Source organism: Deltaproteobacteria bacterium (assembly GCA_016210005.1).
GTDB lineage: Bacteria > Desulfobacterota > Binatia > HRBIN30 > JACQVA1 > JACQVA1.
Genome location: JACQVA010000076.1, coordinates 1 through 15,504 on the forward strand (window position 1 = coordinate 1; position 15,504 = coordinate 15,504).

The 15,504-nt window shown below is 67.7% G+C and carries 10 protein-coding genes; 2 read left to right on the forward strand and 8 right to left on the reverse strand.

Annotation, left to right across the window (positions count from 1 at the left end; translation table 11 throughout):
• Positions 1 to 127, reverse strand: a 127-nt coding sequence (locus HY699_07775) for a GIY-YIG nuclease family protein (GenBank protein MBI4515698.1), incomplete at its 3' end; no start/stop codon positions are given.
• Between the two features lie 162 nt (positions 128 to 289).
• Between HY699_07775 and HY699_07780 the strand changes: the two genes are divergently transcribed.
• Positions 290 to 598, forward strand: coding sequence for a (2Fe-2S)-binding protein (locus HY699_07780; protein MBI4515699.1), 309 nt, complete (start codon positions 290 to 292; stop codon positions 596 to 598).
• Between the two features lie 28 nt (positions 599 to 626).
• Here the strand turns inward: HY699_07780 and bamA are convergent, their stop codons facing one another.
• The 7 genes from bamA to HY699_07815 form a co-directional block, all read right to left on the reverse strand.
• A complete protein-coding gene (gene bamA / locus HY699_07785; protein MBI4515700.1) occupies positions 627 to 3,395 on the reverse strand; it encodes an outer membrane protein assembly factor BamA in 2,769 nt (922 codons plus the stop codon).
• Positions 3,385 to 7,206 (reverse strand): translocation/assembly module TamB domain-containing protein, encoded by a 3,822-nt coding sequence (locus HY699_07790; GenBank protein MBI4515701.1) that lies wholly within the window; start codon positions 7,204 to 7,206, stop codon positions 3,385 to 3,387. Before HY699_07790 ends, bamA begins: the two co-directional genes overlap by 11 nt.
• A gap of 95 nt (positions 7,207 to 7,301) precedes the next feature.
• Positions 7,302 to 9,128 carry a HAMP domain-containing histidine kinase gene (locus HY699_07795; GenBank protein ID MBI4515702.1) on the reverse strand — a complete coding sequence of 609 codons (1,827 nt, stop codon included), beginning with the start codon at positions 9,126 to 9,128 and terminating at the stop codon, positions 7,302 to 7,304.
• Between the two features lie 73 nt (positions 9,129 to 9,201).
• On the reverse strand, positions 9,202 to 10,356 hold the full coding sequence (locus HY699_07800; GenBank protein MBI4515703.1) for an MFS transporter: 1,155 nt from the start codon (positions 10,354 to 10,356) through the stop codon (positions 9,202 to 9,204).
• A 42-nt stretch (positions 10,357 to 10,398) separates the two neighbouring features.
• Positions 10,399 to 10,956, reverse strand: a complete 558-nt coding sequence (gene rfbC / locus HY699_07805) for a dTDP-4-dehydrorhamnose 3,5-epimerase (protein MBI4515704.1) — start codon at positions 10,954 to 10,956, stop codon at positions 10,399 to 10,401.
• Positions 10,956 to 11,828, reverse strand: a complete 873-nt coding sequence (rfbA, locus tag HY699_07810) for a glucose-1-phosphate thymidylyltransferase RfbA (GenBank protein ID MBI4515705.1) — start codon at positions 11,826 to 11,828, stop codon at positions 10,956 to 10,958. The genes rfbC and rfbA overlap by 1 nt, the downstream gene beginning before the upstream one ends.
• Positions 11,829 to 11,868: 40 nt before the next feature.
• The gene (locus tag HY699_07815; GenBank protein ID MBI4515706.1) at positions 11,869 to 13,416 is read right to left on the reverse strand and encodes a DUF4301 family protein; all 1,548 of its coding nucleotides are present in this window, start codon (positions 13,414 to 13,416) and stop codon (positions 11,869 to 11,871) included.
• A 262-nt stretch (positions 13,417 to 13,678) separates the two neighbouring features.
• On the opposite strand from HY699_07815, the gene HY699_07820 reads away from it, so the two are divergent.
• A complete protein-coding gene (locus HY699_07820) occupies positions 13,679 to 15,367 on the forward strand; it encodes a GAF domain-containing protein (GenBank protein MBI4515707.1) in 1,689 nt (562 codons plus the stop codon).
• Positions 15,368 to 15,504 lie beyond the last annotated feature (137 nt).

Sequence of the window (15,504 nt, forward strand, 5' to 3'; positions counted from 1 at the left end):
CCGAAAAACCCTCCACTACCTTGCTCTTATGCTGCCACACCCGCGTTGCCAGCTCTGAGGTCACCCCAATGTACAGCGTGCCGTTCCGTTTGCTGGCCAGGATGTAAACGCAGAACTGCTTGTCCATAGCACCAAACGCCAAACTGGATTCCCGCTTTCGCGGGAATGACGGCCATAACACCGAACCACGTTACCCACAAATTTGTCGCGCACCCTTCCCCGCGCCGGTCGCAGCGGTGTTGGACTGGCGCGGGCCCCCCGCTACACTGGCGCGCACGTAAGCCGAGCCATGAGCAAGCCGCGTAGATTCACCGAGGACGAGCTGCGCGCTCGCCTGCGGGTGGTGTGCATTTGCAAAGGTATCAAGTTGGCCAAGATCAGCGATGCCATCGGCGCCGGTGCCCGCACCGTCGCAGAGGTCAACCGCGCCACCGGCAGCGGCGATGGGGGTTGCGGCGCTACTCGTTGCACACCGGTCATCCTTGAAATGCTGCGCCACGGCGGCCGGCCGCCGGCGAAGCTGCCCGCGCTCGCAGCGGCCGAGCACGACGAGGATTATTGGTTCCCGCCGCTGGCGCGCAAGACCGAGCACAAGTAGCAACCGCTGGCGGCGGGCGCGTACAAGCTCAGAACATGGCGCCGATGCTGAAGTGAAGCTCACCGACCGACTCGTCGGTGCGGCGGTCGAGTTTGAAGCCGTAATCGAGGCTGAGCGGACCCACCGGGGTGTTGTAACGCAACCCCAACCCGCAGCTGCGGCGGAAATCGTCCAAACTGGTCGCGCGGTCTTGCAGATAAACCCCACCGCCGTCGGCAAACACGGCCCCGCCGATGCCGAAGGCCAGCGGGAAGCGTAGCTCGGTGTTGAGAATACCAACCAGGTCGCCGCCCAAGGGGCTGCCGGCGCTGCCGGCCGGGCCGATGACGTTCTCGCCGAACCCGCGCACGGTGGTGCGCCCGCCGAGAAAGAAGCGCTCGCGGATCGGCACCTGATCGCCGTCGGCGAAGGCATAGGCCCAGCCGCCACGCAGTACGTACAGAAAGGTTACGCTCTCGGTGATGGGGACATAGTGTGTGTGCTGGCCCAGCAGCTTCACAAACGCGACGTCGGCGCCGAGCTCAGCCGGGGCGTAGCGCAGGCGCAACGAGTCGAAGACGCCGCGGCTGGGCATGAAGGCATCATCGCGTCCATCGTAGACCAAGAAGGGACCCAGACTGATGCTGCGCAATCGCCCCTGATCGCGGGGGTTGAAGGCGAGCACATCGCTGGCGACGTCGAACACCTGGCTCTGCTCCACTTGCAGATCAAAGCCCGCCCGCAGCTCGGGTAGCAGCGGTCGTTCAAGGGCGGGGATGAAGGCGAAGCGCTCGACGCTGAAGCGATCGACGGTGCGGGTGGCGCGCTGCGCGATCAAGTCGGAGCGCAGCGCCCACTGCGTGTCGGCCAGGCGTGGTTCGCGAAAGGCAAGATCACCCAGGTATTCATCGGGCGACAGCGACGCCGGCTCGAAGTTGAACTCGCCCCGCAGGCTCAAGCGGCGCGCTAGCCCCTGCAAGTTGCTGTGACTGATTTCGCCGAAGCCGCGAATGCCGTCGCGGGTGTTGTACCCGGCGCCCCACTGCAAGCTGCCTGGGGGTTTCTCGGCGACGCTGATGCCGATGTCGCGCCGGCCGCCGGCGGCTTGCCGCGGCAGCGGCCGAACTGTGACGCTGCGGAACAGCCCGAGACGGTAGAGCTGCGACTGCGCCAGCAGCAGCGCCTCGGGATCCAGCGGATCACCCGATTTGAACGGGAGAGCACGCGCAATCACCCCGGCCTTGGTGTCGAGGTTGTTCTGGATGATGATCGCGCCTACGCTCTCGGCGGTGCCGGGGGCCGCGGTAAAACGCACGCTAGCAGCCAGCTCGCCGCCGGCCGCGCTGGTGCTGACCTCGGCCGCTACCTCCGCGTGCGGAAAGCCGGCACGCGCCAGTGCGGTAACCAGCCGCTGCCGGTCGGCCTCCAGCGCCTCGCGATCGAGCGGCTCGCCCACGCGCAGGGCCAACTCCGGGGGCGCGAGCCGCAGCGGCTCGAAGCCGGCCAGCTCGACCGTCTGCACCCGCGTGCGTGGCCCCTCTTCGATGACGACGGTGATGAACACTCGGCCGCGCTCGGGCTCGAAGCGGGTGCGCAGATCGACGATCTCGGCCGCCTCGAAGCCGTAGCGGCGGTACAGGTACCACAGCCGCTTGAGATCGTCGGCCAGCACGTCATCGAGCAGCACGCCGCGCCGCCACGGCAGCCAACTCGGCGGTTGCGTCGCCATTACCGCCCGCAACTGCGCCGGCGATACGCCCTGCGCGCCCTCGAAGCCGACCTCGGCAACCCGAAAACGCCGGCCCTCGACGATGTCGAAGTGTACCGTCTTGGGCGGCCCCGGCGCGATGCTCAAGCCGACCCGCACGACGTAGTAGCCGGCCTCGCGATACGCGCGCTCGACGCGCCGTGCCAGCTCGCGCCACGAGCCGTCGGTGACGATGACCCGCCCGGGCAGATCCATCAGCTCCAGCAGCTGGCTCGCGCTAAAGCGGAGATTTCCCGACCATGTGAGGTCGAAGCGCGGTCCGGGGTCAAGCTGGAAGCGCAACGTTCCGCGCCGGTTCGCGCCCAACTCCCAGGTGCTATCGACCCGCGCCTCGAAGTAGCGCTCGGCACGCAGCAAGCGCACGATCGCCTTCTCTGCCGCCACCTGCCGCGAGCGCACGTAGCGCCCCTCGACGCGTATTCCGATCGCCCGTTGTAGTCGCCGCGGTGGCACCGGCAGCTCACCGGCAAATTCGATCGCGGCCACCCGCAGCGGCTCGCCCTCCTCAATTCTAAATGTCACATCGACTTCGCCGGCCGCCCCGGCGGTGACACCGGCGCTCACCTGCGCCAGCTCGAAGCCCTCGGCGGCGTAGCGCTGGCGCAGGCGCGCTACGGCCTGGTCGCGCAACTCCTCGGAGTAAATCGCTCCCGGCCGCAGCCGCACCAGCCGTTCGAGCTCATCGCCGCCGAGCGCATGGTTACCGCGAAAGCGCACCACGTTCACCACGATGTGGCGCTCCAGCCTGAGCGTCAGCGCCACCCCGTCTTCGCGCGCGACCGGCTCGATCGCGCTGGCCTTGAACAACCCCGTTTGCTCCAGCCGCCAGCCGGCTTCCTCTAGGTCAGCCCGCCGCAGCTCGTCGCCCACTCGCATGGGCAGCAAGGCCGCCAGTCCGCGGCGGTCGATCGGCGCGGTGCACTCGAAGCCGATCGCCACAATCCGGCGGCCCAGCCACTCGCTGTCCTGCGCCCAGCCGGGAGCCGCGGCCAGCGCCAGCAACGCGCTGAGTGCCAGACCAGCGCGCCGCCAGATGCACTCAGCGCTCATCCGCGGCCCCGCTGGCGCCGCCGGCGGGCATCAGCGACAATGGCAGCCGGCGGAATTCGTAACGAAACTTGACATCGCCGCCGAAAGCACCGGCTTGTGCCTGGGTCTGACTCTCCCAGCTTCCCAACAACGATATGCGCCGTGTCAGCCGATACTCCAGTTGCACGCTGCGCCGGGCCTCGACACCGAAGCTGCCCGAGGCGACTGCGCGCAGCCGCTCGGTGAGATCCTTACCGATGGTGACGCGCGGCTCGATCGCGCCGGTGGTGCGCGCCTGCGCCGCCTCGATCTCGAAGCGGTCGACCCCGACCAGCCGGCTCACGCGCTGCTCCACCGCGCGCGTGGGTAAGAGCGCCAGCACGTCGGTGGCGCTGACCCCGCCGCCTTCGCGCTGGAGTTGCGCGGTGGTCTTTCCGAAACTGACCAGGCTGAGGACGTCGTTCTGCGACAGGTTGGGGTCGTCGGCGCTGAACTGCACGCGCGGATGCTCGGCGGTGCCGGTCACCGCCACCGTCACGGTGTAATCGGCGTCGGCTGTGGCCACGTGCGTTTCGGCGTTGATGTTCAAGTTGGGATTGAGGGCGAAGCGATCGCGGAAGTCGACCGCCCCGCCGGTGATCGTGAAGGTGTGTCCGCGAAACGGCACCTCGCCGTTCAAGACCCCGATCGTGCCCTCGACCACCGGTCTATCGTTACTGCCGGTGAGGTGGAGATCAGTCCACATCTCGACCTTGGCGACGTTATTGTCGATGAAGAGGCCGTCGTGTGCGTACACCCGCAGGTCCCACTCCACTTTGCGCGTCGCCGCCTCTTTGCGTGGAGCCGGGAGAATCTGTTCCTTCAGCCAGGGGAACAAATCGGTGAGCTGGAGGTCGCGGTCGTAGAGGGCATCGACGATTTCCACGCTGCCGTCCAGCCGCAGCGCGGCCCAGGGGCCACCGGCGCTGCCGTGCCCGGACAGGCGCGCTTCCAACCCCTCGGCCAAGGTGAGCGCGACTTGATCAATCGTCCACGACACCTCGGGGCCACGATTCACGTCGACCGCGCCACTCACGCCAAAACCGCCGCCGCCGGCCTTGCCCTCCAGCTGCTCGATGCGGATCCGGCTGCCGGCCAAAGTAGCGCGGCCGTTGGTGTTGGTGAACACCAGCGGGGCGCCGACATCGAGGGCCGCGTCTTGGAGGCTGGCGCTGCCGCGCAACTGCCAAGTGCCCGCGGCGCTGCGCTGCGCGTCCGCTGCCACCGCGAACTCGCCCAAGGCCGACTTGACCGGCAGCGCCACCAGTTCGAGCAGGGCGAGGTTGCCGCCGCCCTCGACGCGCAGCTCAGCCACTCCCGCGGTGGTGATCTCGCCCGCCAGCTGCAATCGGCTGCCCTCGCCCGCCAGCGAACAGCTGGAGATGCGGAAACGCCCGTGTTCCCCGCGCACGACGATGGGCTCGGTAGCCTGCACGCGATAGGCTTGCCGCTCGACGTTCAGCACCGGCACCAGCAGTTCACCGCCGAGATCCGCCGGTGAGCTGAGACCGCCCGCCAAGCGCAGTGAGCCGGCGGTCTCCACCCGCAACAGCCCATCGCGAGCGATCAGCGGCGCGGCATCGGCGAGCTGCCATCGGCCATGCAACGTAAAGGGCCACTCCCGCGCTGTCGCCAGCGTGGCGGCAAGCTCTATCGCGCCGTCCAAAGCGGTCGTCTGCGCCTGCCACTGGCCGGCTTCACCTTCGGCGTTGACGGTAATTGGGCCGAGCGGACGGCCGCCGATGACCAGCGTCTGGCCCTCGAGCTGCAGCCGGCCGCCGAGTTGCGGCAGCGGGCCTTCGAGGTGTCCGCGCAAGGTAGCCGTGCCCTCGAGCCCGCGCAGACCAGCCCCGCGTAGATTGCCCAGCTGCCACCGGCTCGATTCGATGTCGGCACGCCAGGGTTGCCGGCCGCGGCCCGCTGCCGTAACTTTTAGTGATTCGGAGCGGGCGTGGGTCACGATCACCTCCGCCTGCCAGTCGGGCGGGGTCGCCGCAGCCCGCAGCGCCAGCATCGCCAGCGGCTCACGCAGCACCCACAGGCGTTGCAGATCGAGGCTGGCGGCGAGTGCCGGAGTGTGCCACGGCCCGCGGCAGCTGACCGCCCCGGTGGCGGTGCCGCCGTGCAGCGGCAGCTCGTGGCCGAGGGCCGCGGCCGCCGCCGTCACCAGCGACCAGTCGAAGTCCTGGAGCTGCAGCTGCCAATCATTGGTGGCCACGCCGGTCAACGCCAATACGCCGTCAAGTTGGCCGCTGCCGGTGGCGCTGGTGAGCTGCAACGCCCGCGCCGTCAATAGGCTATCGCTCCACTCGAGTTGCCCGCGCAGCGACGCCAGCGTGGCGCCCAGCACGGTTAGCCGGTCGCCTGCGAGCGCGCCGCTCAGCCTCGGCTCGGCGAGGGTACCGCTCAAGGTAACGTCAGCCGAAAGGCTGCCGGCCAGGGTCTCGCGCAGCGGTGTCGGCACCAGCGGCGCCAACTTGGCGACGTCGGCCAAATGGAGCGTCGCCCTTCCGCTTGTAGCCTCACCGCCAGTGAGCGAGGCGCTCACCTGAGCCCGATTGCCGGCAGCTTGCTCGATGGTTCCGGTCAGCTGCAAGTCGTCGCGGGAAATGCCCAGCCGTGCGGTCCACTGCGCCGGCGCCGCCGCGCTCTCACCGGTGCCTGCCGCCAGCGCTCCGGCGCCTTCGAGGCTGAGTGCCACCGGTTCCAGGGTTCCGGTCAGCTGCGCGCTCCCGTCAGAGCGGAATGACCACGGCTGCAGCGGCCCGCCGGGGCGGTTGATCCACGCAGCATCGAGGCCTTGCCAGGTCACAGATCCGGTTGCCGGCACCGGACCGGCCACGGTCAACTCGAGGCTCGCGGTCGCTGTCCCCTGCCACGCACTAATGGTGACGTCGCGCGCCGCCAGCAACTTGCCGCGGCGCAGGACCGTGCCCTTTACCTCACCGACGGGCAAGCCGCCGAATACGGCGCCGCCCAAGCTCGCCTGCGCTTCGATCTCGGAGTCAAACAGCTCGCCGGTGCAGGAGGCCTCGACGCTGAGTCTACCGGCGGCTTGCTTGAGCGGCTCGAACACCACTGCCAGCAACTCGAACGGCAACTCCGCCGTGAGGTGATGGCGCGTAGCTGGCGGCAGGGCCTGGTTCACGACGCTCAAGCTTACCTGCTCGCCGGCGATCGTCGCCTTGTGGAGGTAGAATTCTTTGCCTAGGACGCCGGCTTCCATATGGACCGCGGAGACCGAGAGCTGACGCTCGGCGCGCCGCAGCGCCGCCGCGCCGGCGTCGATGGTCATGGTGATGAAAGGCTGCTCTGGACTAATACCGACGCGGCCGTTGACCAGGGGCGCGGTGGCCTGGAGGGGTTGCCGATCGATAGGGAACTGGACCGTAACATCCTCGATGCTGGTGGCTGTAACCTCGAAGGCCACGGGTTTGGCGGCGGCGCCGGGCCGGGTGTCGCCCCCGGGCGCTGAGCCCTTCGGCAAGCCATCAATATCGAGGAATACACCAGCAGCGCGCAGGGTTGCCACCGGGCGCAGCCGGCGCAAGCTTTGCGTCAGCCGCAGCTGCACCGTGGCGCTGCGCACCGCCAGTATGGGCGCGTCACGGCCAATCCGGAAATCGCTAACCGTCAGCGTCGTCGGCCACCATGAGATGCTCACGTCGCCGACTTGGCAGGGGGCGTGGAACACGCCCGCCAGCTCTCGCTCACCCCATTGCCGCGCCCAGCGCAGCAGTGGCAGCGATCCGAACCACAGCGTCGCCGCGGCGAGCAGCGCGCCAATCAACATCCCCAGAACGAGCCGGCGTAACAGCCTCACAACGCCGAGGAGGTACCGACAAATGCGGGCGACCGCAAATGCTAGGGGGCGGCCGCTTAGCGCCGTCAGCCCGCCGCGGTGCGTGGCCCTTGGCGCGGCAACACCACGCGAAAGCAGGCCCCAGCCCCCGGCTGGCTGTGAACGCTCACGCTGCCGCCCAGCGCCTCGCTCAGGCGCTTGACAATGTAGAGCCCCAGTCCGACGCCGCCGTCGCGTCCCGGCGTCGCGCTGGCCTGGCGGAACATCTCGAAGATCGCCGTCTGGTCTTCGAGCGCGATGCCCGGGCCGGTGTCCGTAACCGAGAAGCACACCTGGGCCTGGTCCCCGACCTCTTCAGCGGCCACGCTGACAGCGCCCGCCTCGGTGTACTTGAGGGCATTGTGGATGAGGTTGCGCAAAATCATTTCCAGCTTGCCGCGGTCGGTTCGCAACGTCGCCGCGCCGCCGCGATTGAGCCAATCTACCTTCACTTTGGGCCCGCACCAGTTCGAAGGCACGCTGGTGCGCAGGCTGGCAAAGAGCGCGCCGAGGTCGAACTCCTCGAGATTCAGGCGCAAGCCGCCGGCATCGAGGCGGCTGACGTCGAGCATGGCTTGAATGAGGTCAAGCAACTGCAGCGACTGCTGGCGGATGCGGTCGAGCGCGGCGCTTTGCTCGCCGGGGTCGCCCAGCGCCGCTTCGCGCAACAAGTCAGTGTAGCCGATGATCACGTTCAGCGGCGTACGCAGCTCGTGGGAGACGGTGGCGACGAACTCCGACTTGAGGCGATTGGCGGCGCGGGCTTCCTCCATCAGGCGAGCATTCTCCAGCGCCACTGCCGCCTGGTTGGCGATGGCTGCCAGTAGGCGGCGCTCCTGCGGCCGAAACGGCCCGCGCGGCTGCACGTAGCAGCACGACACGACCGCGGTTATCTGCTGCTCGCGCATGATGCTTTGGCTCAAGAAGGCCGCCAGCCGCCAGCGCTGCAGCAGCGTCTGCGCAAGTGGCTCGCTACTCTCACTGTTGGTGAGTGCAACCCAGCCGTTCCTGCGCAGCGTCCGCTCGAAAGGGGCTATTACCTGCGGGCTGAAGCCGATGGTACGAATCTCCTCGGCGACGGCGGCCGGCACGCCGCTACCGGCTGCCAGCTCGAACGTTCGCCCGCTCTCGTTCCAGCGCAACAGCGCCGCCCAATCCGCCGCCAAGGCCTGGCGGGCGCACGCCGCCATCTGCTCCGCCAACGCCTGTGGATCACGGATAGTGGCGTTGAGCGCCCGCGCCACTTCGAGCAGTGCAGCGGAGAATAACTGAGCCCGCTCCAGCTCGGCGGCGCGCCAGTAGGCCGCAAAGCGGTGGCGCTCGAGCAGGTACGCCCCGGTGAGCGTCAGCCCGACGGCCGTACTCAGCGCAGCCAGGCCGTAAACGCTGGGCGAGGCCGTCGTTGCCCCGGCGAACGTGCTCAGCGGGTATCCCAGAGCCGCGCCCAGGCTTCCGAGCGCTTGCCCGCGCAAGCCCCAGGGAAAGAGCAGCACCACTCCGGTCAGATACAAAGTCAGAGTCAGCACCAGCATTTCGGCACGATTGTGCACCGCGGCCGAATACGCGGTCATGCACAGCGCCAGAGCGTTGGTAGCGGCCACCGTGATCGCGAAAGTCCGATCGGGCCGGCGACGCACGGCGACGACCGCGGCCACGCACAGCGCCGCGTACACCGCACAAGTGAGGAGCAACGCGCTGCGGCGAGTAGGGAAGTAGATCACCTCCAGGGTGGTGATCGCGCCGGCAAAGAGGAGAAAGAAGATGGACGCCGCTTGCACTCGGTGCGCCAGCAGGCGCTGTGTCTCCTGCCAATAGGCGGACAGCATCCCTTCGTCCGCACTGGTTGCATCAACGGTGCCCCCCTCGCGAGTCACGCTGGCATCCTACCACACTCGATCGCCGATCCGGTCACGCAAAGTGCATCTATGGTCAAATGCGCCGGCCGCCTCAGCCGGCGCCGCACCTGCGATCCCACAGCGCGAAGATAGTCGAGCCCGTCAACACCAGCAGCGCGGCAACGTTGAACATGACGGGATAACTGCCGAAGCGGATAACGGCGCCGAGGCTGGGGCCACCGAGCAGAACTCCGCCGTCGAACAACGCCGTGAACACCGACAGCGCCGCGCCCCGCTCCGCCGCCCGGGCGCGCTCGACTACCAGTCCCAACAGAATCGGGAACACGAACCCATGCCCCAACCCGCACAGAATGCCCGCGGCCACCACCTCGCTCGCCCGCGTCGTTCGTGCCAGGAGCACCAGACCCAGCGCCAGCACCGCCAGCGCCGGAAAGAGCACGCGCTTTGGCCCCACCCGTTCCGGCAACCAGGCGAAGAAGAGTCGCAGACTCACGGCGCTCAGAGCGTAGGCGGTGAAGAAACCGCCGACCGAACCGATTCCGGTAGCCAGTACGAAGGTCTTGAGGAAGGTGAAGTAAGCCGCCAGCGCGGTGGCGAACACAGTGCCGACAAACCACACCGGCAGCAGGTCGCGCTGCAGCGCGGCGGCGACAAACCCGCGGTTGGGCAGCTCGCCGCTAGATAGCACAGCGTCCCGCAGCGGTAACGATAGCGCCAGCGACGAGGCCGCCAACACCACCGAGGCGGCAAACACGGCCGCGTAGTCGGCCCGCGCCAGAATCGCATCGCCCATCAGACCACCGAACGAGATCGGCAGCATGCCGGAGACGCCGAACAACGCGAGGCCCCCGGTGCACCGCGAGGCCGGCACCAGATCCGCCGCCTGGGTAAAGAAGGCGGCAAACAGCGCGGCCTCGGCCAGGCCGTGCCCAACGCGAACCGCGTAGATCCAGGGGCCAAGTCGCCCAACGGTAAGATAGAGGCAACAAACGACGACGTTGAGCGCCCCGCCCGCCAAGATCAGCCGGCGCCGGCCATGGCTGTCCATTGCGCGCCCCAGCCACGGGCGCACCACGATCGCCACCGCTGCGGTCAGACCGAAGATGAACCCGATCTGCACCTCGCCCGCTCCCAGCTGCTGCAAGAAGCCGGGCAGATGCAGATACAAGTTGAAGGCCATGCCCTGGAGGAAGTTCGCCAGCGCGCAAAGCAGGAACGGCCCGGTAATCAACGGCGCCCGCGTCATCGCTGTCGCACGCAACCTCGGCGGGCCCTGCGCTGCCGGCGCCTATTGCGGCGGGTAAAGCGGCAGCCGCTCGGCGACCTCCGCCAGGCGCGGCGCGGCGCGGTCTTTGGCCGACAAGAGCGGGTCGGCTATCGGCCAAGCGACGCCGATGGCGGGATCATCCCACCGGACGTGCAGCTCGCCACCGGGATCGTAGAGATCGGTGCACTTGTACTCGATCTCGGCCGCATCACTGAGCACGCAAAAGCCATGAGCGAATCCGGGCGGAACATAGATCTGGCGAAAATTCTCCGCCGATAGATGTACCCCCACCCAGTGCGCGAAGCGCGGCGAGCCGCGGCGAATGTCGACGGCGACGTCGAAGATCTCGCCTTGCAGCACGCGCACCAGCTTGCCCTGCGGCCGGCGCCACTGGGCGTGGAGGCCACGCAGCGTTGCCCGGCCCGAGCGCGAGTGATTGTCCTGCACGAACGGTTCGGTAATACCGCCGTCGCGGTACTTCTCCCAGTGATAGGTTTCCAAGAAGAAGCCGCGGTCGTCGCGGTAGACGTCCGGCTCCACCACAATGATCTCGGGCAGCTCGGTACGCAGGAATTGCATCACCACTCCTGTTCGAGCATGCGTAGCAGGTACTGCCCGTAGCCGGTGCGGGCCATCGTTTGGGCAATACGCTGCACGTCGGCGGCGCTGATGTAGCCCATGCGATAGGCGATCTCCTCGACGCAGGCCACCTTCAGCCCCTGGCGTTCCTCGATGGCTTGGATGAAGTTAGAGGCCTGTAGCAAGGCCTCGTGCGTGCCGGTATCGAGCCAGGCGGTGCCGCGGCCGAGCTTTTCGACGTGCAGTTTGCCCGCGCGCAAGTATTCGAGGTTGACGTCGGTGATCTCCAATTCGCCGCGAGCGGACGGTTTGAGGCTTTCGGCGACCCGCACCACGTCGTTGTCGTAGAAGTACAGGCCGGTCACCGCGTAGGGCGAGCGGGGTTTCTCCGGCTTTTCCTCCAGCCCGATGGCGCGGCCCTGCTGATCGAACTCCACCACCCCGTAGCGCTCGGGATCACGCACCCAGTAGCCGAAGACCGTCGCCCCGACCGAGCGCGTGGCCGCCCGCCGCAGGAAGTCCGCGAAGCCGTGGCCGTAGAAGATGTTATCGCCCAGTGCCAGTGCCGCCGGCTCACCGGCGATGAAGTCGCGGCCGATCAGAAACGCCTGGGCAATGCCTTCCGGCTGCGGCTGCACCGCGTAGCGGATCTGCAGCCCCCACTCGCCGCCGTCGGTGAGCAAGCGTTTGAACCCGTCTTGTTCGTGCGGGGTGGTGATGACCAGGATTTCCCGAATGCCGGCGAGCATGAGCGTCGACAACGGATAGTAGATCATCGGCTTGTCGTAGATCGGAATCAGTTGCTTGCTCACGGCGCGGGTCAGCGGATAGAGGCGCGTACCCGATCCGCCCGCGAGAATGATGCCTTTCATGCCTGCTCCTTTACTTGCGAAGCGCGCGCCCGCGCCTTTTCTACTCCGGCTGATGCTGCGGGCGCAAAAGGTCGGTGACCGTCTTGACCGGGCAGAAGGTGGTGGCCGGCACCTCCACCAACAGTGTGATCCAGCGCGCCATCGCCCCGTTCCACAAGCCCGGCCGCTCCAGAGCCTTGAGGTTACGCCCGGCTTCCGACTTGTGCGCGATGAAGACGGCCTCCGGGTCGACAAACCGGCTCAGTTCGAATGATCGCCCGCGCCGGTCGCGCACACCGCACACCAGATCAACCGGGTTGAAATGGCTGGCCGAGCGGAAGACCGCCTGCTGCGCCGGTGAGGCGGGATCGACTTCCGCCCCCTCGACGATTTGCACGCTCAGCCGGCCTTGCGGCCCACGCACCCAGAACGGACCACCGCCGGGCTCACCGGCGTTGGCTACAACTCCGCAGACCCGCAGCGGCCGATCGAGCACCGCCGTCAGGGCCGCGCGCTGTTCCGCCTCACTGCCCGTTACCTCGAGAGCCAACTGCTGCTGCACGAAGCGCGCGGCGGCGCCGACGGCGGCAGCACCTGCCGCCGGCTGATCGAGAGCCGACAAGTGCGCGAAGATTTCGCGCTGCACCGCCACCAGCAGGCCGATGAGTGCCTGCCGCCACTTGATCACGATCGGCTGGCGATAATCGGGCAGCACGTTGTCGATGTTGTTGATGCAGACGATGTCGGCGGCGAGGTCGTTGAGGTTCTCGATCAACGCGCCGTGGCCGCCAGGGCGAAACAGCAGCCGCCCGTCATCCGTCCGAAACGGGCGGTTATCCAGGCCAACTGCCACGGTGTCGGTCGACGGCTTTTGCTCCGAGAAGCCGACCTCGAAGCGCACGCCGAGCTGCTGCTCCAAGGCCAGGGCCAACTCGCCCAGCAACGCCGCGAAGCGTTCCCGGTGTTGCGGCGAGATGGTGAAGTGCAGCCGGTAAACACCGCGGTCGTCGCACAGGTAGCCCGCCGCCTCGCGCAGATGCTCCTCGAACGCGGTGCGGCTACCGGTGGCGTAACGGTGAAATCGCACCAGGCCTTTCGGCAGGGCGGCGTAGTCCAGACCATGCGGCGCCAGCAAGTAGTCGATGATCTCGCCGAAGCAGCCGCGGGCGGCCAGGGCGGCGGCGTCCAAGCCGTTTGCTTGCATCAAGTGGCGCAAATCCTCGGCGAAGGCGAAGCGGGCGAAGCCGTCCATGAACTGGAGCAACTCGTGCGCCTCGGCATCGCCCCGAGCGGCGACCGCCTCACGGTTGGCATCGTTTCGCTCACGCGCCCGCAGCAACGATTTAAACATGCGAGTCGCCGCGCCGGAAGCCGGCACGAACTTGAGCAACCGGCCGGCGGCGCGCGCCGCTTGGTAGTGGTCTTGAAGCCGCTCGATCTCACTCGGAGCCAGCACCCTAATCCCATCGCCGCGCCCACAGGCGCGCTCCAGGTGGCGATACGAGCAGCCGGCGCGCAACTGCCGCAGTTGCCGGTGCACGTCGTCGGCGCGCATGCCGCGCGCGGCGATCTGCTGCAGATCGGCATCGTACAAGTCAGCGTCACCCATCAGTCAACATCCCAAATTGCTTGACCCCAAGCGAGCGGCCGGGTCAAGCCAGCACGCCCGTTCCTGTTCGCGAACTCCCCGGGCAGAGCCGACGGCAGCAGCGATGCAAGATCTCCTACAACCCCTTCTCGGTATCGGACAGCGCAATGCGATCGGCGAGAGCTTTCATACTGGCACCGGCGGGTTTACGCTAAGGACGATTGTACAGCAAGGAGCGCGGGGCGCACCCTGCGTGGCTCCGCGGGACTCGCCGGAGGTTGCCATGAAATCGCTCACTTCGCCCGGTAGTACGGCCGATCGCATCAGCACGCCCCGCCCCTTACGCGTGCTGCTGGTGGAGGACTGCGAGGATGACGCGGAGATTCTGTTGCGCGACCTGCGCAGCGGGCATTTCCAGCCGCACGCCCAACGGGTCGATACCGCCGCGGCCTTGACCGCGGCCCTGGCCGCCGAGACTTGGGACATTGTCATCGCCGACTACGCCATGCCGCGCTTCGACGGGCTGGCCGCCCTGGCGATCGTGCGCCAGAGCACCTTGGACCTGCCGTTCATCCTGGTTTCGGGAACCATCGGCGAGGACCGTGCGGTGGAGGCGATGAAGGCCGGGGCCCACGACTTCATCACAAAGGGCAACCTTGCCCGCTTGCTGCCGGCCATCGAGCGCGAACTTGCTGACGCAGAGGTGCGCCGAAGGCAGCGGCGGGCGGAAGCACAGCAAACGGCGCTGCTGGCAGTCAGCGAGGATATCGCGGGCCGGCTCGACGCTGCCGAGCTGCTCGAGCGGGTCCAGCAGCACGCGGTGCAACTGCTTCCCTGCGACGCGGTCATGACCTTCGGCCTGGATCGCGATACCGACAGCATCCGGCTGCTGTCGGGCTGCGGCCTGCCGGCGACCGAACTCGATCCGTTACGGGCCTTAGAGTTCCCGGCGCTCAAGCCGATGGACGGGCGGTTGGGCGAAAGCACCACGGTGATCATCAACGACATCACCGAGCAGCCCTGGTTGCCGGCGTCGTTCTGCGCTACGTGCAGGTTAACGGCGTTGATCGCCACGCCGCTGCGCGCCAAGACGCGCCACTTCGGCACGCTCGTGGCCTGCCAGACACAGCCGCCGCGGGCCTTCGAGCCGCATCAGACCGACCTGCTCAGGGGTATCGCCGGACAGCTGGCGGTGGCGATGGAGGCGGCCGAGCTGTACCGGATCATTCAGGAAGAAGCCGAGGTGTCGGGGCGACTCGCCCAACTCGGTGCCGAATTGTACCTCACCCTGGATACCGCCGTGTTGCGCCATCAGCTCTGCCGGATGGCCGCCGACGTGCTGGGTTGTGACCGCAGTATGACGGTGGTCTGGGAGCCCCGGCAGAACGCCTACGTCCCGGCGGCTTTCTATGGCCACAGCCCGGAGGCTTGGCAGTCGACACGGCTGATGATGTTGACGCCCGCGCACATGGAGCCGTTACTGAGCCGGCTCGAGCGCCACGAGGTGGCGCCGATCGGCACCGCTCAGCCCACCGCTGAACTGGCGGCGCTGGCCCAGCGGCTGGGCCTCAGCTGCGGCCTCGCCTTGGCGTTGCGCTGCGGAGACGAGCTGATTGGAGTCCAGATCGCCGGCCGTGCGCGCGCCGAGGCGCACTTCACGCGCCAACACAAGCGCATTGCCGAGGGGCTCGCACGCATTGCGTCGGTGGCGCTGGCCAACGCGCAAATGGTCGAGCGGCTAACGCAGGAAAACCGCGCGCGCTCGGAGTTCGTGGAAACCATGACCCGCGAGTCGCGCGCCACGCTCCACACCATCGTCGGCTACACCGATCTAGTGTGCGCCCGAGAACTCGGCCCACTCACCAGCGAGCAGCTCGATGCCCTCCAACGAGTGGACAAGAGCGCCACCGCGCTGATGGATCGCATCGCCACCGTCGATCTCAGCCGCATGGAGTTCGCCTCGACGCACTAGCTCTCTGCCTGCGCCCGCGTATCGGGACAGGCGGCTGCGTGATCGACGGGGCTCTAAGGCCGTGCACGGCCTGGCCGAGAGGATCGACGACTCAGCTGGTCACCGCAATCCTGAGCGCATTCCTCAGTCGCCGGTGC

Bases quoted from the DNA above. Each gene is read 5' to 3' on its own strand.
- bamA (MBI4515700.1), bottom strand. From the start codon at position 3,395: ATGAGCGCTGAGTGCATCTGGCGGCGCGCTGGTCTGGCACTCAGCGCG.
- rfbA (MBI4515705.1), bottom strand. From the start codon at position 11,828: ATGAAAGGCATCATTCTCGCGGGCGGATCGGGTACGCGCCTCTATCCG.
- HY699_07800 (MBI4515703.1), bottom strand. From the start codon at position 10,356: ATGACGCGGGCGCCGTTGATTACCGGGCCGTTCCTGCTTTGCGCGCTG.
- HY699_07780 (MBI4515699.1), top strand. From the start codon at position 290: ATGAGCAAGCCGCGTAGATTCACCGAGGACGAGCTGCGCGCTCGCCTG.
- HY699_07820 (MBI4515707.1), top strand. From the start codon at position 13,679: ATGAAATCGCTCACTTCGCCCGGTAGTACGGCCGATCGCATCAGCACG.
- HY699_07815 (MBI4515706.1), bottom strand. From the start codon at position 13,416: ATGGGTGACGCTGACTTGTACGATGCCGATCTGCAGCAGATCGCCGCG.
- rfbC (MBI4515704.1), bottom strand. From the start codon at position 10,956: ATGCAATTCCTGCGTACCGAGCTGCCCGAGATCATTGTGGTGGAGCCG.
- HY699_07790 (MBI4515701.1), bottom strand. From the start codon at position 7,206: ATGTTGATTGGCGCGCTGCTCGCCGCGGCGACGCTGTGGTTCGGATCG.